The sequence below is a fragment of the uncultured Methylophaga sp. genome (assembly GCF_947259025.1).
GTDB lineage: Bacteria > Pseudomonadota > Gammaproteobacteria > Nitrosococcales > Methylophagaceae > Methylophaga.
Genome location: NZ_CAMYKO010000002.1, coordinates 1 through 18,597 on the forward strand (window position 1 = coordinate 1; position 18,597 = coordinate 18,597).

General features: G+C 51.9%; 18 protein-coding genes and 1 pseudogene. 14 read left to right on the plus strand and 5 right to left on the minus strand.

Features of this window, described 5'->3' with window-relative positions; all coding sequences use genetic code 11:
• The 12 genes and pseudogenes from Q0X64_RS01135 to Q0X64_RS01190 all read left to right on the plus strand — a co-directional run.
• Positions 1-184: pseudogene (locus tag Q0X64_RS01135) on the plus strand (PQQ-dependent dehydrogenase, methanol/ethanol family); the annotation flags it as partial.
• Positions 185-648: 464 nt separating this feature from the next.
• Positions 649-720, plus strand: coding sequence for a pyrroloquinoline quinone precursor peptide PqqA (gene pqqA, locus Q0X64_RS01140; protein WP_297808801.1), 72 nt, complete (start codon positions 649-651; stop codon positions 718-720).
• A 106-nt stretch (positions 721-826) separates the two neighbouring features.
• Positions 827-1,741: a pyrroloquinoline quinone biosynthesis protein PqqB gene (gene pqqB / locus Q0X64_RS01145; protein WP_297807891.1), complete on the plus strand. Its 915-nt coding sequence runs from the start codon at positions 827-829 to the stop codon at positions 1,739-1,741.
• Positions 1,742-1,773: 32 nt separating this feature from the next.
• Complete coding sequence (gene pqqC / locus Q0X64_RS01150; protein WP_297807894.1) at positions 1,774-2,511, plus strand: pyrroloquinoline-quinone synthase PqqC; 738 nt, start codon at positions 1,774-1,776, stop codon at positions 2,509-2,511.
• Positions 2,508-2,792: a pyrroloquinoline quinone biosynthesis peptide chaperone PqqD gene (pqqD, locus tag Q0X64_RS01155; RefSeq protein WP_297807898.1), complete on the plus strand. Its 285-nt coding sequence runs from the start codon at positions 2,508-2,510 to the stop codon at positions 2,790-2,792. Before pqqC ends, pqqD begins: the two co-directional genes overlap by 4 nt.
• Positions 2,764-3,957, plus strand: a complete 1,194-nt coding sequence (gene pqqE / locus Q0X64_RS01160; RefSeq protein WP_297807901.1) for a pyrroloquinoline quinone biosynthesis protein PqqE — start codon at positions 2,764-2,766, stop codon at positions 3,955-3,957. The genes pqqD and pqqE overlap by 29 nt, the downstream gene beginning before the upstream one ends.
• Positions 3,947-4,879, plus strand: coding sequence for an ATP-binding cassette domain-containing protein (locus Q0X64_RS01165; RefSeq protein WP_297807903.1), 933 nt, complete (start codon positions 3,947-3,949; stop codon positions 4,877-4,879). Before pqqE ends, Q0X64_RS01165 begins: the two co-directional genes overlap by 11 nt.
• Positions 4,876-5,664, plus strand: a complete 789-nt coding sequence (locus Q0X64_RS01170) for an ABC transporter permease (protein ID WP_297807906.1) — start codon at positions 4,876-4,878, stop codon at positions 5,662-5,664. Before Q0X64_RS01165 ends, Q0X64_RS01170 begins: the two co-directional genes overlap by 4 nt.
• 162 nt (positions 5,665-5,826) lie before the next feature.
• Entirely contained in the window at positions 5,827-6,483 is a 657-nt protein-coding gene (locus tag Q0X64_RS01175) for a protein-L-isoaspartate O-methyltransferase (RefSeq protein WP_297807908.1), read from the plus strand.
• A gap of 15 nt (positions 6,484-6,498) precedes the next feature.
• Complete coding sequence (locus Q0X64_RS01180; RefSeq protein ID WP_297807910.1) at positions 6,499-6,822, plus strand: rhodanese-like domain-containing protein; 324 nt, start codon at positions 6,499-6,501, stop codon at positions 6,820-6,822.
• A gap of 161 nt (positions 6,823-6,983) precedes the next feature.
• Entirely contained in the window at positions 6,984-8,309 is a 1,326-nt protein-coding gene (locus Q0X64_RS01185; RefSeq protein ID WP_297807913.1) for a TolC family outer membrane protein, read from the plus strand.
• Positions 8,310-8,876 carry a hydrolase gene (locus Q0X64_RS01190; RefSeq protein ID WP_297807916.1) on the plus strand — a complete coding sequence of 189 codons (567 nt, stop codon included), beginning with the start codon at positions 8,310-8,312 and terminating at the stop codon, positions 8,874-8,876. It begins immediately after the preceding gene.
• A gap of 2 nt (positions 8,877-8,878) precedes the next feature.
• Here Q0X64_RS01190 and Q0X64_RS01195 read toward each other — a convergent pair whose 3' ends face one another.
• From Q0X64_RS01195 to hemL, 5 genes are all read right to left on the minus strand, one after another.
• The gene (locus tag Q0X64_RS01195) at positions 8,879-9,067 is read right to left on the minus strand and encodes a DUF1289 domain-containing protein (RefSeq protein ID WP_297807919.1); all 189 of its coding nucleotides are present in this window, start codon (positions 9,065-9,067) and stop codon (positions 8,879-8,881) included.
• Between the two features lie 573 nt (positions 9,068-9,640).
• Positions 9,641-11,164, minus strand: a complete 1,524-nt coding sequence (locus Q0X64_RS01200) for a B12-binding domain-containing radical SAM protein (protein WP_297807922.1) — start codon at positions 11,162-11,164, stop codon at positions 9,641-9,643.
• Positions 11,165-11,268: 104 nt separating this feature from the next.
• Complete coding sequence (locus Q0X64_RS01205) at positions 11,269-13,392, minus strand: TonB-dependent receptor (RefSeq protein ID WP_297807924.1); 2,124 nt, start codon at positions 13,390-13,392, stop codon at positions 11,269-11,271.
• Between the two features lie 124 nt (positions 13,393-13,516).
• Positions 13,517-14,959, minus strand: a complete 1,443-nt coding sequence (sbcB, locus tag Q0X64_RS01210; RefSeq protein ID WP_297807927.1) for an exodeoxyribonuclease I — start codon at positions 14,957-14,959, stop codon at positions 13,517-13,519.
• 116 nt (positions 14,960-15,075) lie between these two features.
• Positions 15,076-16,356: a glutamate-1-semialdehyde 2,1-aminomutase gene (gene hemL, locus Q0X64_RS01215; RefSeq protein WP_297807930.1), complete on the minus strand. Its 1,281-nt coding sequence runs from the start codon at positions 16,354-16,356 to the stop codon at positions 15,076-15,078.
• Between the two features lie 83 nt (positions 16,357-16,439).
• On the opposite strand from hemL, the gene Q0X64_RS01220 reads away from it, so the two are divergent.
• Positions 16,440-17,864: a LapD/MoxY N-terminal periplasmic domain-containing protein gene (locus Q0X64_RS01220; protein ID WP_297807933.1), complete on the plus strand. Its 1,425-nt coding sequence runs from the start codon at positions 16,440-16,442 to the stop codon at positions 17,862-17,864.
• A complete protein-coding gene (locus Q0X64_RS01225) occupies positions 17,773-18,408 on the plus strand; it encodes a response regulator transcription factor (protein WP_297807935.1) in 636 nt (211 codons plus the stop codon). The genes Q0X64_RS01220 and Q0X64_RS01225 overlap by 92 nt, the downstream gene beginning before the upstream one ends.
• Positions 18,409-18,597 lie beyond the last annotated feature (189 nt).

Genomic DNA, 18,597 nt, shown 5'->3' on the forward strand with positions numbered 1-18,597 from the left:
CACTTACAAGCATGGTGGTAAGCAGTACATCTCCATCCTGTCTGGTGTAGGCGGTTGGGCTGGTATCGGTATGGCTATCCCAAGCCTGGAAAACGACACAGATGGTCTGGGCGCAGTCGGTGCATACCGTGCACTGTCTAGCTGGACCAACCTGGGTGGTGTTCTGAGCGTATTTAGCCTGTAAGACCAAGACCCAAACAGATTAAACGATTAATCTGATAAGTCTGACAAAAGGCCCGGCATCGCAAGATGTCGGGTCTTTTTTTGGGCAAAAAAAAGCCGGGCGGTGCCCGGCTAAATAACCCTTGGCATGGGGAATGAACATGCCAAAACGAGAGATATATTATGAAGCTGAAATATATCAGTTATTTATTCTACGGATGTGGCAACAGCCTGACTTGAGTCAAAAAACACTTTAAATCAGGTGTTTTTTCCCTTTTTAAGTAGAGAAAAATTTCCTGAACGCCGCCGCTGATCGAGCCGATAGTGCCAGCTAGAGGGCTGTGTTGCCTGAGATGAAATCAGGAAAATCCTGAATGGCAAGGCGGGGAATCCTGACGTCGCCCTATGCCGGGCTGTGTAGCATTATCTCGTCACCTGAATATAAGGGTGACAACAACTTTCTAATAATTTTGAGAGGAAATAACTATGTGGACTAAACCTGAATACTCAGATATGCGTTTTGGTTTCGAAGTAACCATGTACATTGCAAACCGTTAATAGCGGCTTATGATGTATGCTCGGGGTTCTGCGGAACCCCGGGCAACGTTAAACTCAATGCCATTCACCGAGTGCCATTTGGTTTAGCAGAAGGATAGAGGATTTTATGTTTGTACACGTTTTAGGGTCTGGTGCCGGCGGCGGTTTCCCGCAGTGGAACTGCAACTGCGCTAACTGCAAAGGCGTCAGAGAAGGCACCATCAAAACCAGTCCACGTACCCAATCATCGATTGCGGTCAGCGCCAATGGCACAGACTGGATTTTGTTTAACACTTCGCCGGATATCAAAAAGCAGCTGGATGACTTTCCGGCGTTGCAACCGGCACGGGAAGTGCGGGATACCGCCATCACAGCCATTGTGATCACCGATGCCCAAATCGACCATGTCACTGGCATTTTGACCCTGCGCGAACATAACAAACCGTGGGAAGTGTATACCACCAAAGCAGTGTACGAGGATTTGACCACCGGCTTCCCGGTATTCAATATTCTCGGCCATTTCCGTGGTATCAACCACCATGAAATTGCCACCGATCACAGTTCATTCACAATCCCCACTGCAGAAGGGCTGGTATTTACCGCGGTGCCACTGAAGAGTGAAGCACCGCCGTATTCGCCGCACCGTCACAACACCGTGCCGGGTGACAATGTGGGCATTAAAATAGAAGACACCCGCACCGGCAAAAATCTGTTTTATGCGCCGGGCCTGGGCGTGGCGGAACCGCATGTGCTTGAGTACATGGAAAACGCCGACACCGTGCTGGTTGACGGCACCGTCTGGACCGATGACGAAATGTCCCACGAAGGCATCAGTGACAAGCGCGCCCAGGAAATGGGGCACCTGGACCAGTCGAGCGAGGGCGGCATTATGAGCCTGCTCAATGCGATGGAAAAACCACGCAAGATTCTAATTCACATCAATAATACCAACCCGATCCTCAACGAGGAGTCGGAGCAACGGCAGATTCTGAACAAAGCCGGTATTGAAGTCGCCTACGACGGCATGGATATCGAGTTATAAAACGCTGCCCGAAGATTTAAGAGGAAGAGAGAATGGCCGACAAACCTGCACCATGGTCCCGCGAGGAGTTTGAGCAGAAGCTGCGTGATAAGGAAGCCTTGTATCACATCAATCACCCGTTTCATAAATTGATGCATGCGGGCAAGCTGAATCAAAAGCAGGTTCAGGGCTGGGTTGCCAACCGTTTTTATTACCAGACTGCGATTCCGATCAAGGACGCTGCGATTATGGCCAATTGCGAAGATGCCGAAGTGCGTAAGCATTGGGTACAACGCATTCTTGACCATGATGGCTATGACGGTGAAGAGGGGGGCATCGAGGCCTGGCTGCAATTGGGTGAGGCTGTAGGCCTGACCCGGCAAGAACTCGAATCCTACGAGCATGTCTTACCAGGTGTAAGGTTTGCCATTGATGCTTACGTGAATTTTGCCCGCCGTGCATCCTGGCAGGAAGCCGCCGGTTCATCATTGACTGAACTGTTCGCGCCCAAGATTCACAAAGCGCGGCTGGATAACTGGCCGGAATTGTACCCATGGATTGATGAAAATGGTTACCGCTATTTCCGTAAGCGTTTGAACGAAGCCAGACGCGATGTAGAGCATGGCCTGCAAATCACGCTGGATTACTGTGACACCCGTGAAAAGCAACAACGTGCGGTCGATCTGTTGCAGTTTAAACTGGATATTCTGTGGACGATGCTGGATGCGATGTGGCTGGCCTATGTTGAAAACCGTCCACCCTATTGCATGGATGTGGAAGTAGAAAAATGACAGATAAAACATTTAATGCTGACAGCGTACCGGTACTGGCACTGGGTTATCGCTTCCAGTGGGAGCCGGCGCAGGATTGTTACGTGTTGCTCTACCCGGAAGGCATGGTCAAGTTAAACCCGGCCGCCGGTGAAATCCTTAAGCGCGTCAGCGAAAAGAAACAAACCGTAGATGAACTCATCGCCGATTTGAAAGCCGCCTTCAACGGGGCTGATCTGGATGATGACGTCTATCAGTTTTTGGAGGAAGCTCATGACAACGACTGGATCAGAGCAGAATAAAGCACCCGGCAGCACCGGTGGTGCTGTTGGGGTCAATGCCAACGAAAGTATCAGACAGCCTTTATGGCTACTGGCAGAGCTCACCTATGCCTGTCCGTTGCAGTGTCCTTATTGCTCCAACCCGATGGACTACGCCAAAATCAAAAGCGAGCTGTCCACCGAAGAATGGATCGATGTATTCAAACAGGCACGGGCAATGGGGGCAACCCAGCTGGGCCTGTCAGGTGGTGAACCGCTGACCCGTCCTGATATCCTGGAATTGATACAGGAAGCCCGTAATCTGGGGTTCTACACAAACCTGATCACTTCCGGTATTGGTCTTGACGCGTCCAAGGCACAGGCATTTAAAGATGCCGGTCTGGATCATATCCAGGTCAGTTTCCAGGCCAGCTCCGCCGATTTGAACAACCTGATTGCCGGCACTGATGCCTTCCAGCACAAAATTGATATGGCACGTGCGGTCAAAGCTGCTGGCTATCCGATGGTGCTGTGTTTTGTGACCCACCGTCAGAATATCGACCAACTGGATGAGATCCTGGACCTGGCGATCAACCTCGATGCCGACTATGTTGAGTTGGCGACGACGCAGTATTATGGCTGGGCCATGCACAACCAGGATCAGCTTATGCCGCTGAAAGAGCAACTGGAACGAGCTGAAGCCACTGCTCACCGTTATCAGGAAGAGCAGAAGGGCAACATGAAGATCTACTATGTGGTGCCCGACTACTTTGAGGAACGTCCCAAAGCCTGTATGAATGGCTGGGGTAATGTGTTCCTGACCGTGACGCCGGATGGTACAGCTTTGCCCTGTCACGCGGCGCGTGAATTGCCAGGTATGGAACTACCCAATGTCCGTGATATGAGCATCAGGGAAATCTGGGAAGGGTCGAATGACTTTAACCGCTTCCGTGGCTTTGACTGGATGAAAGAGCCCTGCCGCAGTTGTGATGAAAAAGAAAAAGACTTTGGCGGCTGCCGTTGTCAGGCCTATATGCTGACCGGTGATCCGGCCATGGCTGATCCCGTCTGCACCAAATCTCCTGATCGCCACCTGGTGGATGAAGCCATTCAGCGTGGCCGGGACGAGGCCAATAAAACTGCGCAGGAAGCCAAACCTCTGGTATTCAGAAACCCGAAAAACTCAAAAGAAATCAGTGGCCTCTAAATTTGCGATACAAGCCAGCGGCCTGACCAAAATCTATGGTCAGGCCGCTGCCGTTAATAAGCTCGACCTGAATATCCAGTCCGGCCAGTTCTATGGCCTGCTGGGTCCTAACGGTGCTGGTAAAACCACTACCATTCATATGCTCACCACCATGACTTCGCCCACTTCGGGGGAAGCCAGGATTGCCGATCAATCGGTGCTCGATGATCCGGTGGCTATCCGCGCCAGCGTTGGGCTGGTGTTCCAGGATTCGGCGTTGGACCGGATGATGACGGTGGACGAAAACCTGCAATTTGCAGCCGCGCTGTACAACCTCAAGCCAGCCAAAGCCAATCAGCGTATTAACGAGCTGCTGTCTATTTTCGGCCTGGAAAAGAAGCGCCATGTGAAACTGGTGGCGCTGTCTGGCGGCCAGCGCCGCGCTGTAGATATCGCCCGGGGCGTGCTGCATAAACCACGGGTGTTGTTTCTGGATGAACCCACTATCGGTCTTGACCTGCCCAATCGTCGTGCCATCTGGCGCTTTGTTGAGCAACTGCGCAAGCAGGAAGGTATGACCGTGTTTCTGACCACCCACTATCTGGAAGAAGCTGAGGCCTGCGACCGGGTCGACTTTATCCAGCAGGGTGAGCTGCAACATGGCGGCGCGCCTTCATCGCTGATTCGGGATCTCGCCAAATATATTCTTGAAATAGACTGTGCTGATACAGAAGCCGTCAATCAAGCCCTCAGTCCCCGTTTCGGCAATCCTGTCTGGGAAGATCAGCACCTGACTTTCCGGGTTAAGGACAAAGATGTCGATTTCAGCGAGCTGCAGCGCTCGCTGGGACAATCAGTGGTCTCGATGCAATGGCGCAGGCCCAACCTCAATGATGTGTATTTATGGACGGTATGTCCGCCGGAAACCGGAGTCGTAACATGAAAAACTGGCTGGCAGTCAAAGCTGTTGCCGGGCGTGAACTGAGCAAGGTATTCCGTCAGCGTGGCCGTCTGATAAGCAGCATGGTCAGGCCACTGATCTGGTTGCTGGTTATTGGCAGCGGCGTGGGCAGTATGCTGCAGGGGCCTGAGCAGGAAGGTTACCTGGGCTTTCTGGTGCCCGGCATTGTGGCGATGACGTTGTTATTTGCTGCCCTTTTATCGGCGCTGACCCTGGTCTATGACAAGGAGTTCGGCGTGATGCGGATGATGATGATCGCGCCCATTGAGCATTACTGGATTGTCATTGCTAAACTGATTGCCGCCACCATTACTGCCATGGTGCAGGCCCTGATGCTGCTGGTGATCCTGGCACTGATAGGACTGGTGGAGGTGAAGATTGCTTTATTGCTGTTGATACCGGCGTTTGCTACCGCCATTTGCTGCGCCGCAATAGGTGGTCTGATCGCGGCTTGGTCGAAAACACTGGATAACTTTGCGGTGATCATGAACTTCTTCATCTTCCCGCTGTTTTTCCTCAGCGGCGCCTTGTACCCGGTGAGTCAACTGCCTGAGCTATTGAAATACATTGTGCTGATTAACCCGTTCAGCTATGGCGTGGATCTGATGAAACATGCTGTGCCGACGGCCACAAGCGACTTTTCTATTATTACCGATATTGCCGTATTGCTGACTTTCTCGGCCGGGGCCATTGTCATCGCCTGTTGGCGTTTTTCCCGTGAGTCAGTGCACGAACCCTTGTTTCACCGGGCCAGTAAAAAAGGCTGAACAAAAGCGGCATGTGAGCGGGAAATTTTCCGCTCTGAGTCATCTCTCCGCGTTTATTCAGAACAGGCAGGGAATTGCCTGTTTCAGTGGCTTGCACCACTCTCGTAAAGCACCTATGCTTAGTGCTCCGACCCGTTTTGCGTGATGCAACAGGACAAATCAGTGACACAGCCTCAAAAAGCCCATGCCAATATGGTGACCCAGCAGGTCCGGCCCAATGAAGTATTGGATGAGCGGGTGCTGGCGGCAATGAGCGCTATCCCGCGTGATAAGTTTGTAGCCCCTGCTTTGCAAGGCCTGGCTTATGCTGATGTGGCTTTACCCATTGGCTGTGACCAAAGCCTGTTACCGCCGACACTGGAAGGACGGTTTCTGCAGGCGCTACAAATGAATAGCAATGAGACCATACTGGAAATTGGTACCGGTTCCGGCTACATGACCGCTTTACTGGCCAGTCTCGCCGGGCGGGTGCTCACGGTGGAATATTTTGCTGAGCTCAGTGAGACTGCACAGTCTGAACTCGCTGAGTTAGACATTGAAAATGTCGAGTATGCAGTCGGTGATGCTGCCAAAGGCTGGCCACTGACAGAGCGGGTGGATGCAATAGTGATCACGGCAGCCTTCGAAAACCTGCCCGAGGCCTATCTGCACAGCCTAAAGATAGGCGGGCGAATGATCGCTGTAGTCGGCAAAGCACCGGCGATGACGGTACAATTAATTGAACGTGTGGCTGAGCGCCAGTGGCAGACAAAGTCGCTGTTTGAAACGGTGATCCCGCCCATGATTCACGCAGAACCCAAAGCCGAATTTGAATTCTAAGTCCAGAGATCAACAATGAAACAAATGACAGCAACAGAGCTGCAGGCTCTTCTCGACAGTGGCGTTAAACCACTGATGATTGATGTCCGTGAAGGTCATGAACTGAGCAACGGTGTCATAGAAGGTGCGGTGCACATACCAATGAATGAAGTCCCGGCAAGACTGGAAGACTTTGCAGCGCAACAGGATAAACCGGTCGTTTTAATCTGCCGCAGTGGCCAGCGCAGTGCCCAGGTAGGTCAGTTTATGGAACATGTGGGCTTTAATGACGTCATTAACCTGGATGGTGGGATGAATAGCTGGGCGACCGATGTCGATACCAGTATGAACGTTTACTGAGCCAGGCCATATTCAGCGGTGAAAGCGCCGCTGTAATCTGAACATGCCAAATGTCTCACGCCAGACAGCAATTGCGCCGTCGACATACCGACTGGTCGGATTGTAACAATAATGACTATTATCAGGCCGCTGTGCCCAGCAGGCAGGCTCAAGGAAAGAAGATGAAAAAATTCGTGTTAAATACGTTACTGGCATCAGTGATGATGGCCCCGCCCGTAGTGATGGCTGAAGATTTGATAGCCGTGTTTAACTTGTCGCTGGAAAGCGATCCGCAATTACTGGCTGAAGCCGCCTCTCGTCAGGCCGTGGGTGAGCTCGACGATCAGGCCATGGCCAATTTTCTGCCACAGTTAGATTTATCGGCCAATACCAATAAAACCCGGGTTGATGCTTCGGCACAGAACTTTATTGGCGGCAGCACCGAATACAACGATCATGGCTACAGCTTGAGTCTGGTACAACCTGTCTACCGGCGTCAGAATTTTGTTCAGAGTGAGCAGGCGGATATCGCTATTGAGGGCGCTGCTGCCAGTTATGCTCTTGTCGAACAGTCGCTGATTGTCAGAGTGGCCGAACGTTATTTTGGTGTGCTGGGCGCTGAAGATGATCTGACCTTTGCAGAGGCCGAACGAGAGGCTATCGCCAAACAGCTTGAGCAGACTCAGCAACGATTTGATGTGGGCATGGCCACCATTACCGATGTGACCGAAGCACAGGCGGCTTTCGATCTGGCTAATGCGGCGGTTATCGAAGCACAAAACGCGCTGGCTAATGCCAATGAACAGCTGCGCGAAACTTCCGGTACCTATATTGATGATTTATCCGGTCTGCAGGACGATTCACCACTGGTCAGTCCGGAACCTGCCAATATCAATGACTGGAGCCAGACTGCCCTACAGCAGAATCCGGCCCTGGTTGTTGCCAAAAGTAACGTCGAGAGTGCAGAGCAAACCATTGAGTTCGAAAAAAGCGGGCATTACCCCAGCCTGGATCTGGTGGCACAGAAAAACTACAGTTCGCAGAGTGATGGTAACTTCAGTGGTAGCACCAAAACTCACACCGACATCATCGGCCTGCAGTTAAACCTGCCGATTTATGCCGGCGGTGCAGTGGTATCCCGTACCCGTGAAGCAGGGTTCCGCCTCGACCAAGCCATGCAGGATGAGGAAGCACAACGGCGTGCCGTGACCCGTCAGACACGTGAGTCTTTCAATGGCGTGATGGCCGGGATCAGCCGTGTTAAAGCGCTGAAACAGGCGGTGGTATCCAACGAAAAGGCATTGGAGTCAACCCAGGCCGGCTATGATGTCGGCACCCGTACCACTGTCGATGTGCTCAACGCCCGCCGCAACCTGTTCAGTGCCCGTCGTGACTATGCGCGGTCACGTTATGACTACATTCTCAACAGTTTGCGTCTGAAGCAGGCAGCCGGTATCGTCACAATCAGCGATCTGGAACAAATCAATACCTGGTTGGGAGCATCGTAAATGGAAATCAATATGTCGATCGCCGATAGCCACAACAGTGTGCTGATGGTTATCGATATTCAGGAAAAACTGACCACTGCTATGCCCAAAGGCGTGCGTGATCGGGTTATAGAACAGGTTGAAGTGCTGCTGACCGCGGCTGAAGCGCTGTCTGTACCGGTACTGGTGACCGAGCAATATCCCCGTGGTCTGGGCCATACTGAAGCGGCACTGCGAAACAAGCTGCCGCCCGATAGTCCGGTGATAGAAAAAACGCAGTTCTCATCGGCACAGGTTGAAGGTGTCACTGATGCCCTGCAGGGGATGAAGCGTAAACAAATCTTCTTGGCAGGTATGGAAACCCATATCTGTGTTTTGCAGACTGCACTGGACTTGCTCAAACAGGGCTATGAAGTCTATGTGATTGAAGATGCGGTCAGCTCCCGCGCCAAGGGTAATCAGTTCAATGCCCTGCAGCGACTGCGACTCGCCGGTGCTGTCATTACCAATGTCGAATCTTTACTGTTTGAATGGCTGGGGGATGCCAGTCACCCTGAGTTCAAAAGACTTGCCAAGCTGATTGTTTAACGCTAACCGCGGCGGGTTCTGAGTTCACGACGCCGCTGACAGTTATCCAGTGTTTGCTGGCGCTGGTCACTGTTCATCGCTTCCCAGCCGATAATTTCCTCGATCGAACGAAAACAACCACGGCAGATCTCGCGTTCGTCGAGGCCGCATTTTCGTATGCAGGGGCTGGGGATGAAGGTTTGTTGGTTCATTGGTTGGGTATTTTACAGGTTCGGCTGTAAATTTCTGTGTAGCTTTTGGTTATCAAGTTGTTTCCGAGTTGACGAGGTAGTTCGGTTAAAGCAACTTTTCGCCTTTATGGCGAGTCAGGGATTTGCTCGCCCAAATCCCTAACAACCCTAGGGCGCCCCACTGTGCTGGCCTGACGGCTCCACTGCGTTGCTCGGTTTATCTGGGGATTGGCCGAAACTCGCTAGCGCTCAGACACTGCCCAATCCTTATCCAGATAAACCTGCGCTACTTGTCAGCACACAGGGGGTAAGGGACTACTCTTCTTCCCGTTTATTGTCGCCAAAAATTGAGTTTGGTTGATGGATTAAGTGGTCGAGTGTTTGAGCGAAGCGAGTTTTCGGCCACGCCATCAACCAAACTCAATTTTTGGAATCAAGGCAATAGCGGGTGCCGTTTTGTTTGGTTCGTTTATTTTGGGCATGCAAAATAAATGAACTCGCCATTTAGGCGAAAGTACAAACTTGGGTGTTGGTTCAGGGCAGAGGTAATTAGCTGATAGCTTGATGACTGACCCCAAGCCAAGAGAGAAACCCTCACCCATGCTGCATCTGCCGCTTATTAGCAACACCGGCCTTGGATTTTTTAGTCAGACTGGGTAAGTTCTCATAATCCGGCACACCCTTGATATTGGCACGGGCATAATCCAGTTTCAGCTGGGCTTTGACCCGTTCAGGGGCAATACCCAGTTCTTCAGTCATCACCACATAAATCATCTCAAACAGCCGCCTCAGGTTAATCTTGTAACTCTGACCGGCCAGGTCAAACAGCTTATCTGACAGTTGCATAAAGCGATTAAACGGTTCTTCACCTAATATCAGTGGCAGCGTATTGATAAAGCGGCCCGAGTTGCCAATCATGTCCCAGAAGCGGGCAAAGCGATTGACGCGTTGCATCTGCATAAAGTCGATGTCGCTAGTCGACAAAATATTGTAGGGCGCCTGCGGATTGAAACGCAGATCATAGTTCTGGTTGTGCCGGTTTAACGGCGCGCCGCGCAGTCGTTTAAGAATGCCTAACTGGATTTCATGCGGGTTCAGCGCCACCAGTTGATCAAAGCTATCGGCAAAGTTTTCCAGCGTATCGCCGGGCAGGCCGAATATCAGGTCAGTGTGCAGGTGAGCACCGGTGTGTTCGCGCAGCCAGCGGATGTTGTCGCGGGTTTTATCATTATTCTGCCGGCGGCTGATCAGTGTTTGAATCTCCGGATCAAAAGTCTGAATACCGATTTCGAACTGCAGACTGTGCGGTGGGAAACGCTTCAGCGTCTCTTTCAGTTTTTCCGGCAGGTTGTCGGGCACCAGTTCGAAGTGCAGATACAGATCGTCGCTCATACGATCAAGGAAAAACTCAAGAATGCGGATACTGGTGCTGACTTTGAGGTTGAACGTGCGGTCGATAAACTTGAAGTTACGCACGCCGCGCTGCCAGAGCTGATCCATTTCCTGCAGAAAGGCTTCCAGCGGAAACGGTGTGGCTGTTTTATCCAACGCAGACAGGCAGAACTCGCATTTAAACGGACAGCCCCGTGAGGCTTCGACGTAGATCAGCCGGTTGCGAATGTCCTCGTCGTCGTAAAAACGGTAGGGCAACACCAGTTCATCCAGCTTCATCGGCTGGCCTTCAATCAGTTTCTGCTTCGGCGGCGTGCCTGCCAGCAATTGCTTACACAGATCATGAAAACTCTGCTCGCCCTGGCCGCTGATGACATAATCGGCCTGCTCGCAGACTTCTGGCAGATCGGGGGCGTGACTGACTTCCGGGCCGCCCAGCACAATGGTGACATCAGGGGCGATTTGTTTGATTAAAGCGACGGTGTCAGTGATTTCACGCACATTCCAGATATAGACACTGAAACCGATGATTTGAGGGTTAAAGCTGAGCAAATTTTCCGCAATATTGAGTGGTCTTTCCTGAATGGTGAATTCCACAATTTCGGCTTCTGACTGTAAGGCCCCCAGATTGGCATAGAGGTAACGCAGGCCAAATGCAGTATGCATATAGCGGGCGTTTAAGGTGCTCAGGAGTATCGTCATATCAGTCAGGGCTGGCGTCATCATTTATCAGGAAGGTTCCATTCTACTGATGCTAAGGCCTGTTTTCATTCTCAACACATAAAAAAGGCCGGACTGTGCCGGCCTTTTTGACTGAAAAGCGGTCGCCTTTACCAGGATAAAGTAGCGACGATGCCAACCACACGTGGATCGCCGTAGACGGCATTGCCATAGAGTGAATTTTCATTGAAGCGCTCTGTGCGGTAATCCTTGTCGAACAGGTTGTTAGCGTACAGGTAAGCGCCCCACTGATCCTGTTCATAGCCTACTTTAAGGTTAACCAGCGCGTAGGCATCGAGTTCAGTGTTTTCAGTGCCCAGACGATCCTCACCTTTATTGGCATAAGACATATTCCCGTTGATAAACCAGCCGTTGTCGAAGCGGTAGGTACTGGCGAAGTTGGCAGTCCAGTTTCTGGAAAATTGGAACTCATCACCGGAGTAGTCAACACCATTGGCCTCAAAATCATCAAACTCGGTCTTGCTGTAACCAATACCTGCCAACAGATCCCAGTTGTTATTGACAGCGAACTTGCCTTCAATTTCAAAGCCAAAGAGTTTGGATTCAGCAGCATTGATGATAAAAACATCTAGTGGATTAAATGCACCCGGTGGTGCCACGGTGACCTGCTGATCTTTCCAGTCGGTATAGAACACGTTGACGTTCAGATTCAGGCGTTTATCCAGGTGCAGGGAACGCAGAGAAGCCTCGTAATGGGTGGTAAACTCTTCATCAAACGAACGGGCCTGGCCGCGAATCGGGTTGGTGGAAATACCGCCCGGACGATAACCACGCTGAACCACAAAACCGGTGGACAGCGTCTCAGACCACATATAGTTGAAACCCAGTTTCGGTAACAGGTTGAAGTAGCTTTCATCTCCATCCTGCTGACCGCTGAGGCCGGCGAGAAAGCCATCAATTGTTGGGTCAAAAGGCCCATAAGACGCATTTCGTTCAATCAGCGTTTCGACATTACTGTCCCGCTTTTCATAATCAGCACGCAGGCCGGCCAGCAGGGTCAGTTTATCAGTCAGGTCGAAGTCAACGTCGGCAAACAACGCAGCGGTTTCAAATTCCTCATCAATAGCGTTGATTGAGTTGACAACGATGTCAAAGCCCAGGAGTCCAGTTGTCGGTGCCTGCACATTATCAGTGTTGTAGGCATCCTCCAGCTTTCCTTTGGCGAAAAATGCTCCGGCGACCGCCCGGACACGGTCCTTATCATATTTCAGCAAAAACTCCTGATTGAATTTGTACTCGTCGGTTTCCTGAGACAGCAGTGCATCCCCCGGACTGCCATCGAAGTCGGTATCGCGTTCAAAATCGCTGTTTACATAGCCGGTTCTGGATTCAAATGTCAGCACCTCATTGAGAGGCTGGATGATATCCAGTGATACGGTGTTGCTCTCGGTTTCCCAACTACTGGGAAAATTCAGCCGACTTTGATGACCACTCTGACGATCATCGACTGCACCGTCACCATGCTCATAGAAGCGATTGTTGTTGACAGTCAGCATAATCTCACCATCATTGGGGGTGAGGTAAAGTAACTTACCACGCATATTGGCGTTGTAGTTCCGATTAAAGTCGCTGTCGCCCAGAATATCGTTATCAACAAAACCATCTGTGCTTTGATAATCACCAGTGATTCGGTATGCCAGATTATCGGTGATCGCACCGGTCTGCATAATCGCTGTCTGGTAGGTATTGTCCTCACCGTAAGCGACTTTGGCTTTACCGTTACTGATGAATTCCGGATCTTTGGTTTTCAGTCGAATCTCACCAGCCAAGGAGTTACGGCCTGAAGTTGTTGACTGAGGACCACGCAGAACCTCCACGCTCTCCAGATCCCAGGTACTGATGGCATTATCCTGAATGCTTCGCGCTGTCAGCAGCCCATTGTCGATATAGATACCGATGGTGCCGGCACCACTGTCAGCCCCGGTAGCACCGGCATTGGCGATGCCGCGGATCGCCAGGCTATTAAAACCACTGGTGTTGGTGACATTGGGCAGCATCTCTATCAGCTCATAAAGGTTGTCATTGCGGGTGCCGTTTTCCAGTTCCTCACTATCGACAACGCGGACACTCGACACCGTCTCCATCTGGCTGCGTTCTATTTTCTGGCCGGTGACAATAACGGGAGAGAGTTGTGTGGGTGATTCTGCCGAAAGTGCTGCGGCAGGGGTGAGCGCAGCGAGAATTAAACAGCAGAGAGTGCGCGGTTTATACATTTCCTTGTGTTCTTCGTATTGATGAGGCTCAAACTTTCACAAAGTTTACACAAGAAAATCAAAAATGTTAATGATTATGAGAATTGTTTCTATTTGCTTTTTAGTGTTTTATTCTGGAAAACGTTCAGATGTTATTCACTTCTTTCTTCAGCGACATACCGTATGATTCGAGTTGCTCCAGTATTTGTTGCTGTTCCGGCGACAGTGGCTGTTGTCGACTCTCGCTGAGCGCCTCGGCAAAACGATTGAAGTTCAGTATCTGAGCAGGCGCCTCATCACCCAGTCGCTGCTGTCTGTACTGTTGCCAAATGGCCTGTTCCTCGGCATTCAATGTGTGTGGCCAGTTACGCGCCCGGTAGCGGAATAACAGTTCCGGCAGACGGCTATCTTCGAAAGGAATGGAAAGGGTCTGCAGCATCTCCGGTTCAGCACTGCGGATCACTTCCATTTTGCGCTTGTCACTGTCGCTGAAAAAGCCACCGCCATAGAGGCTGGCATCCGGATCATCAATAGCATCAAACTGGGGTTTGGTGAAGATGGCATTGAGTTTGGCGCTTAAATCCCCAGCGACGTTAAGTTGCTGCAAATGCAGGTCGTGCTGTTCACGATCAATCTGCAGCCTGTCGGCGGCAGCATCATCCAGTGTGGCCGCCGGTACCACCACCGGACATTTATTGATATGCAGGGTCTTTAATGCGGGCCGTGTGACGCCTTCAGGCAGATCAGCGCTGGCGGTAAACAAACGCTCGCGCAGGGTGTCTGCATCAAGATTAATCAGATCGGAAGGGTCATAACGCAGATCATAGACGATAATGCCGTTGCTGTTATGCGGGTCTTTGGCCAGCGGCACCACCAGGGCTGTACCGCAGTAGTCACTGGGATACATGCGCGAGACATGAATCACCGGTTTGCGCTCATGCAGGTTTAGTAAGGGCGCGACATCGTGTTTACGGCGGTGGTTAAAGACAAAGTCATACAGCTTGGGCTGGGCTTTTTTAATCAGTTTTGCCATTTCAATGGTGGCATACACGTCGGCCAGCGCATCATGCGCACCGCTGTGTTCAATGCCATTGGCGGCAGTCAGTTCCTCCAGCCGGAAGCTGGGGTTGCCATCCTCGCGATCAGGCCAGTTGATACCTTCCGGCCGCAAAGCCCGCGTCAGCCTGACCATATCAATAATGTCCCAGCGGGAGTTACCGTTTTGCCATTCTCGCGCGTAGGCATCGTAAAAATTACGAAACAGCGTGAAGCGGGTGAATTCGTCATCAAAACGCAGACTGTTGTAACCCACCCCGCAGGTACCGGGCTCGGCCAGCTCCTCATGAATACGGGCGATAAACTCGGCCTCGTTCAGCCCTTCTTTTTCGGCAAGTTGTGGTGACAGCCCTGTGACCAGCGCAGCTTGTGGATGGGGGAGAAAGTCACCAGCCGGTTTGCAGTAGATCATCAGTGGCTCACCGATGATATTTAAATCTTCATCAGTGCGGATGCCGGCAAACTGCAAAGGCCGATCAAAACGCGGATCGATGCCGGAAGTTTCATAATCGTGCCAGTAAAGCGTGGTCATAGTGTCTGTCCGGGAAGTGAAGGGTCTAACTTAACCGAGTGATCAGCAGCGAACAAGGTGATAACAAAAAGCCATACATCGCAAAACGATGTATGGCTAATGCACCAGGCTCAGTTTCAGAGGCTGGCAAATGCTTCGCGAGCTGCAGTCAGGGTCGCTTCAATTTCAGTATCGCCGTGTGCCGCCGAAATAAATCCGGCTTCAAAAGCGGAAGGCGCCAGATAAACACCGCGATCAAGCATGGCATGGAAGAATTTTTTGAAGCGTTCCTGATCGCTGGCAGCCACCTGTTCAAAATGACGTACCTTTATATCTTCAGTGAAGAACAGGCCGAACATGCCACCGACATGGTTGGTGGTCATGGCAATGCCATTATCATCAGCAGCTTGCTGCAGACCTTTGACCAGTTTATCGGTAGCAGCACTCAGCTCGTCATGAAAGCCGGGAGACTGCAGCAGTTTCAGTGTGGCAAGACCGGCGGCCATGGCTATCGGGTTACCCGACAAGGTACCGGCCTGATAAACCGGGCCTAGTGGTGCGATATGCTCCATGACTTCACGTTTGCCACCAAACGCGCCCACAGGCAGACCGCCGCCAATGACTTTACCGAAAGTGGTCAGGTCGGGGGTGACGCCATAATGCGCCTGAGCGCCGCCCAGTGCTACGCGAAAACCAGTCATCACTTCATCAAAGATGAGTACGGTGCCGTACTCGTCACAGATCTCGCGCAGGCCCTCGAGGAAACCGGGCTCGGGTGGAATACAATTCATATTACCGGCGACCGGTTCGATAATGATGCAGGCAATCTCGTTACCAGCTTCGCGGAAGCAGTCGCGCACTGAATCCAGATCATTAAATCGCAGGGTCAGGGTGTGCTGGGCCAGAGACTCGGGCACACCAGCAGAGGAGGGCACGCCCAGTGTCAGCGCACCGGAACCGGCCTTGACCAGCAGCGAGTCAGCGTGGCCGTGGTAGCAGCCTTCAAACTTCACAATCTTATCGCGTCCGGTATAACCACGGGCCAGACGAATCGCGCTCATGGTGGCTTCGGTACCGGAACTGACCATACGCACCAGTTCCATTGATGGCACCAGTTCACAGACCAGATCAGCCATTTCGGTTTCAATCTGTGTCGGGGCGCCAAAACCCAGACCATGCTGCACCGCTTCTGTCACTGCGCTGAGCACCTCTGGATGGGCATGGCCCACGATCATCGGCCCCCAAGAGCCGATATAGTCAACGTACTGCTTGCCCTCGGCATCGGTCAGCCAGGCACCTTTGCCTTCGCGGAAAAAGACCGGGTCGCCACCCACGCCTTTGAAGGCTCTTACGGGTGAATTCACGCCGCCGGGAATGTGTTTTTGTGCGTTTTGAAACAGTGACTGATTGGTTTGCATGCCGCTCCCTAATTCTCTCCGAATAATGTGTAGAAACAAGATATGCGATAATTCTAACTTATCTATGCAATAAGCAAATGATCATGAGTTTAAAATTACGATTGTTGATCATCGTGACGATTATCCTGCTGATTAACTTCGCTGCTGCGGGGTATCTGATGGTACAGAATGCCCGCCAGGCGCTGGCGCAGGAAATGGCTTCCAGTACTCAGCTGGCAAAAGGTCTGTTGGTCAATGCCTTACCGACATTACGTTTTTCCAATGATTTGAGCGAACGCCTGACACTGATCGTCGACAGTGTGCGCCACACCCGCCATATTCGAGCCTGGTTTGAAGATATGAACGGTATGCCGCTGATCGGCCAGGAAGATCAGACCGGTTTTTTCAACAAGCCGGATGCGCCCGACTGGTTTATCCGCATGATGGAGCCGGAGGCCGTGGCGTTCAGGCGACTGATTACCAAGGGCAGTAAATCCTATGGCTATCTGGTGGTGGAAGCCGATCCCAGCGATGAGGTGACCGAGGTCTGGCAGGATATCAACACCCTGTTCTGGCTGGGCTTTGCCTTCCTGCTGTTGATCCTGGCACTCATCTATCTGGCATTGCGGCAGGGCCTGAAACCCTTGTCACAGCTCTCCAATGCCTTGGGTCACCTGGAGCAGGGCGATTTTTCGGCGCGCGTCGATACCTCGGCGGTAAAAGAGCTTAACCCGATTCAGATCCGCTTTAACCATATGGCCAGTGTGTTGGAAAAAACCATGGCGGAAAACCATGCGCTGGCCGGTAATATGCTCAGCCTGCAGGAATCCGAACGCCGTGATCTGGCGCGTGAGCTGCATGATGAATTGGCACCGTGCCTGTTTGGTATCCGCGTCGATCTGGGCGAAATTGAGCGCCTGGCCGGTGACAATGAGGTGCCGCAAATCGAAGAAAAAGTCGGCTCGGTCAAACTGATAACCAATCACATTCAGTCGCTGGTGCGTAAAATGCTCAGTCGGCTGCGGCCGATGACTTTGGATGATCTGGGGCTGGCTGAAGCATTGCGAGATATGTTGCACAACTGGCGCGACCGGCAGCCGGAGATTGACTGGGAATGGGACTTTGTCGGTGATTTTCATGATCTGCCCGACACGCTTCAGGTCACGGTGTACCGGGTGGTGCAGGAATGTACCACCAACTGCGTACGCCACGCCGAGGCCAGCCACGTCAAAGTCGAGGTCAGACGTGAGGATGAAGCCATGAAAGTGGCCGTGACCGACGACGGTAAGGGGCTGGACTCCAACCTGGTGCGCGGTTTCGGCCTGATTGGTATGCGTGAACGGGTATCGGCTTTGGGCGGCCGCATTGCGTTTGATACGGAAGAGGGACACGGCCTGCAGGTGCGGGTATTAATTCCATTGAAAGGTGAGACAAACAATGAAACAGGCAGTAACGATATTGGTGGTGGACGATCATCCGATAGTCAGGGCGGGCTGTCGACAGCTGATACAGCAAATTCCCACGGCTAACGTACTGGAAGCAGAAACCGGCGAAGAAGGCTATCGTCTGTTTCAGGAGCAGTATCCGGATATGGTGTTGCTCGATATTACCCTGCCGGGCATGGGCGGGCTGGAAGTCTTACGACGCATCCGCGCGAACCGCGAAGATGCCAAGGTGCTGATGTTCAGCATGCATGAAGATCCGGTGTTTGCCTCACGGGCAATGCAGTCCGGCGCCAAGGGCTATATCACCAAGAATAATGCCGCTGATCACCTGGTGGAAGCAGTGGAAAAAGTACTGGACGGCAAAATCTACCTGAGCCCGGATATGGCGCAGCAACTGGCCATGCTCAATATCGATGCCGGCACCAGCGCGCTCAGTGACCTCTCGCGGCGCGAGCTGGAAATTCTGCGCCTGCTGGGTGAGGGCAAGAGCATGAATGAGATTTCCGACGTGTTGGGGATTAGTTATAAAACTGTGGCCAACAACCTGACGCAGATTAAGAGCAAACTGGATATCAACAAAACCGCTGAATTAATGCGTTTTGCTATCAGTCATGGTCTATCGTCATAGGCGCCGCTAAATGACTGATTTAGAAGGAAGAGAAACGCAGGAATAAATTCCCGTTTTATTGGGATAAGTCGCTCATTCCAGAAAGACTTGCAAGCTGTAACATTTACATCAAGTTATAGAAATTTCAGCTTCTATAGTCTTATATTTCTCTCTCCTTCTATGAAGGTTGGCCGGGTACCCTGTTACCCG

Excerpts from the sequence above, each read along its gene's own strand:
- pqqD (WP_297807898.1), top strand. The coding sequence starts at position 2,508 with ATGACAGATAAAACATTTAATGCTGACAGCGTACCGGTACTGGCACTG.
- Q0X64_RS01200 (WP_297807922.1), bottom strand. The coding sequence starts at position 11,164 with ATGATGACGCCAGCCCTGACTGATATGACGATACTCCTGAGCACCTTA.
- Q0X64_RS01195 (WP_297807919.1), bottom strand. The coding sequence starts at position 9,067 with ATGAACCAACAAACCTTCATCCCCAGCCCCTGCATACGAAAATGCGGC.
- pqqB (WP_297807891.1), top strand. The coding sequence starts at position 827 with ATGTTTGTACACGTTTTAGGGTCTGGTGCCGGCGGCGGTTTCCCGCAG.
- Q0X64_RS01225 (WP_297807935.1), top strand. The coding sequence starts at position 17,773 with ATGAAACAGGCAGTAACGATATTGGTGGTGGACGATCATCCGATAGTC.
- hemL (WP_297807930.1), bottom strand. The coding sequence starts at position 16,356 with ATGCAAACCAATCAGTCACTGTTTCAAAACGCACAAAAACACATTCCC.
- Q0X64_RS01185 (WP_297807913.1), top strand. The coding sequence starts at position 6,984 with ATGAAAAAATTCGTGTTAAATACGTTACTGGCATCAGTGATGATGGCC.
- pqqC (WP_297807894.1), top strand. The coding sequence starts at position 1,774 with ATGGCCGACAAACCTGCACCATGGTCCCGCGAGGAGTTTGAGCAGAAG.
- Q0X64_RS01205 (WP_297807924.1), bottom strand. The coding sequence starts at position 13,392 with ATGTATAAACCGCGCACTCTCTGCTGTTTAATTCTCGCTGCGCTCACC.
- Q0X64_RS01180 (WP_297807910.1), top strand. The coding sequence starts at position 6,499 with ATGAAACAAATGACAGCAACAGAGCTGCAGGCTCTTCTCGACAGTGGC.
- Q0X64_RS01170 (WP_297807906.1), top strand. The coding sequence starts at position 4,876 with ATGAAAAACTGGCTGGCAGTCAAAGCTGTTGCCGGGCGTGAACTGAGC.
- Q0X64_RS01190 (WP_297807916.1), top strand. The coding sequence starts at position 8,310 with ATGGAAATCAATATGTCGATCGCCGATAGCCACAACAGTGTGCTGATG.
- sbcB (WP_297807927.1), bottom strand. The coding sequence starts at position 14,959 with ATGACCACGCTTTACTGGCACGATTATGAAACTTCCGGCATCGATCCG.
- pqqE (WP_297807901.1), top strand. The coding sequence starts at position 2,764 with ATGACAACGACTGGATCAGAGCAGAATAAAGCACCCGGCAGCACCGGT.
- Q0X64_RS01220 (WP_297807933.1), top strand. The coding sequence starts at position 16,440 with ATGAGTTTAAAATTACGATTGTTGATCATCGTGACGATTATCCTGCTG.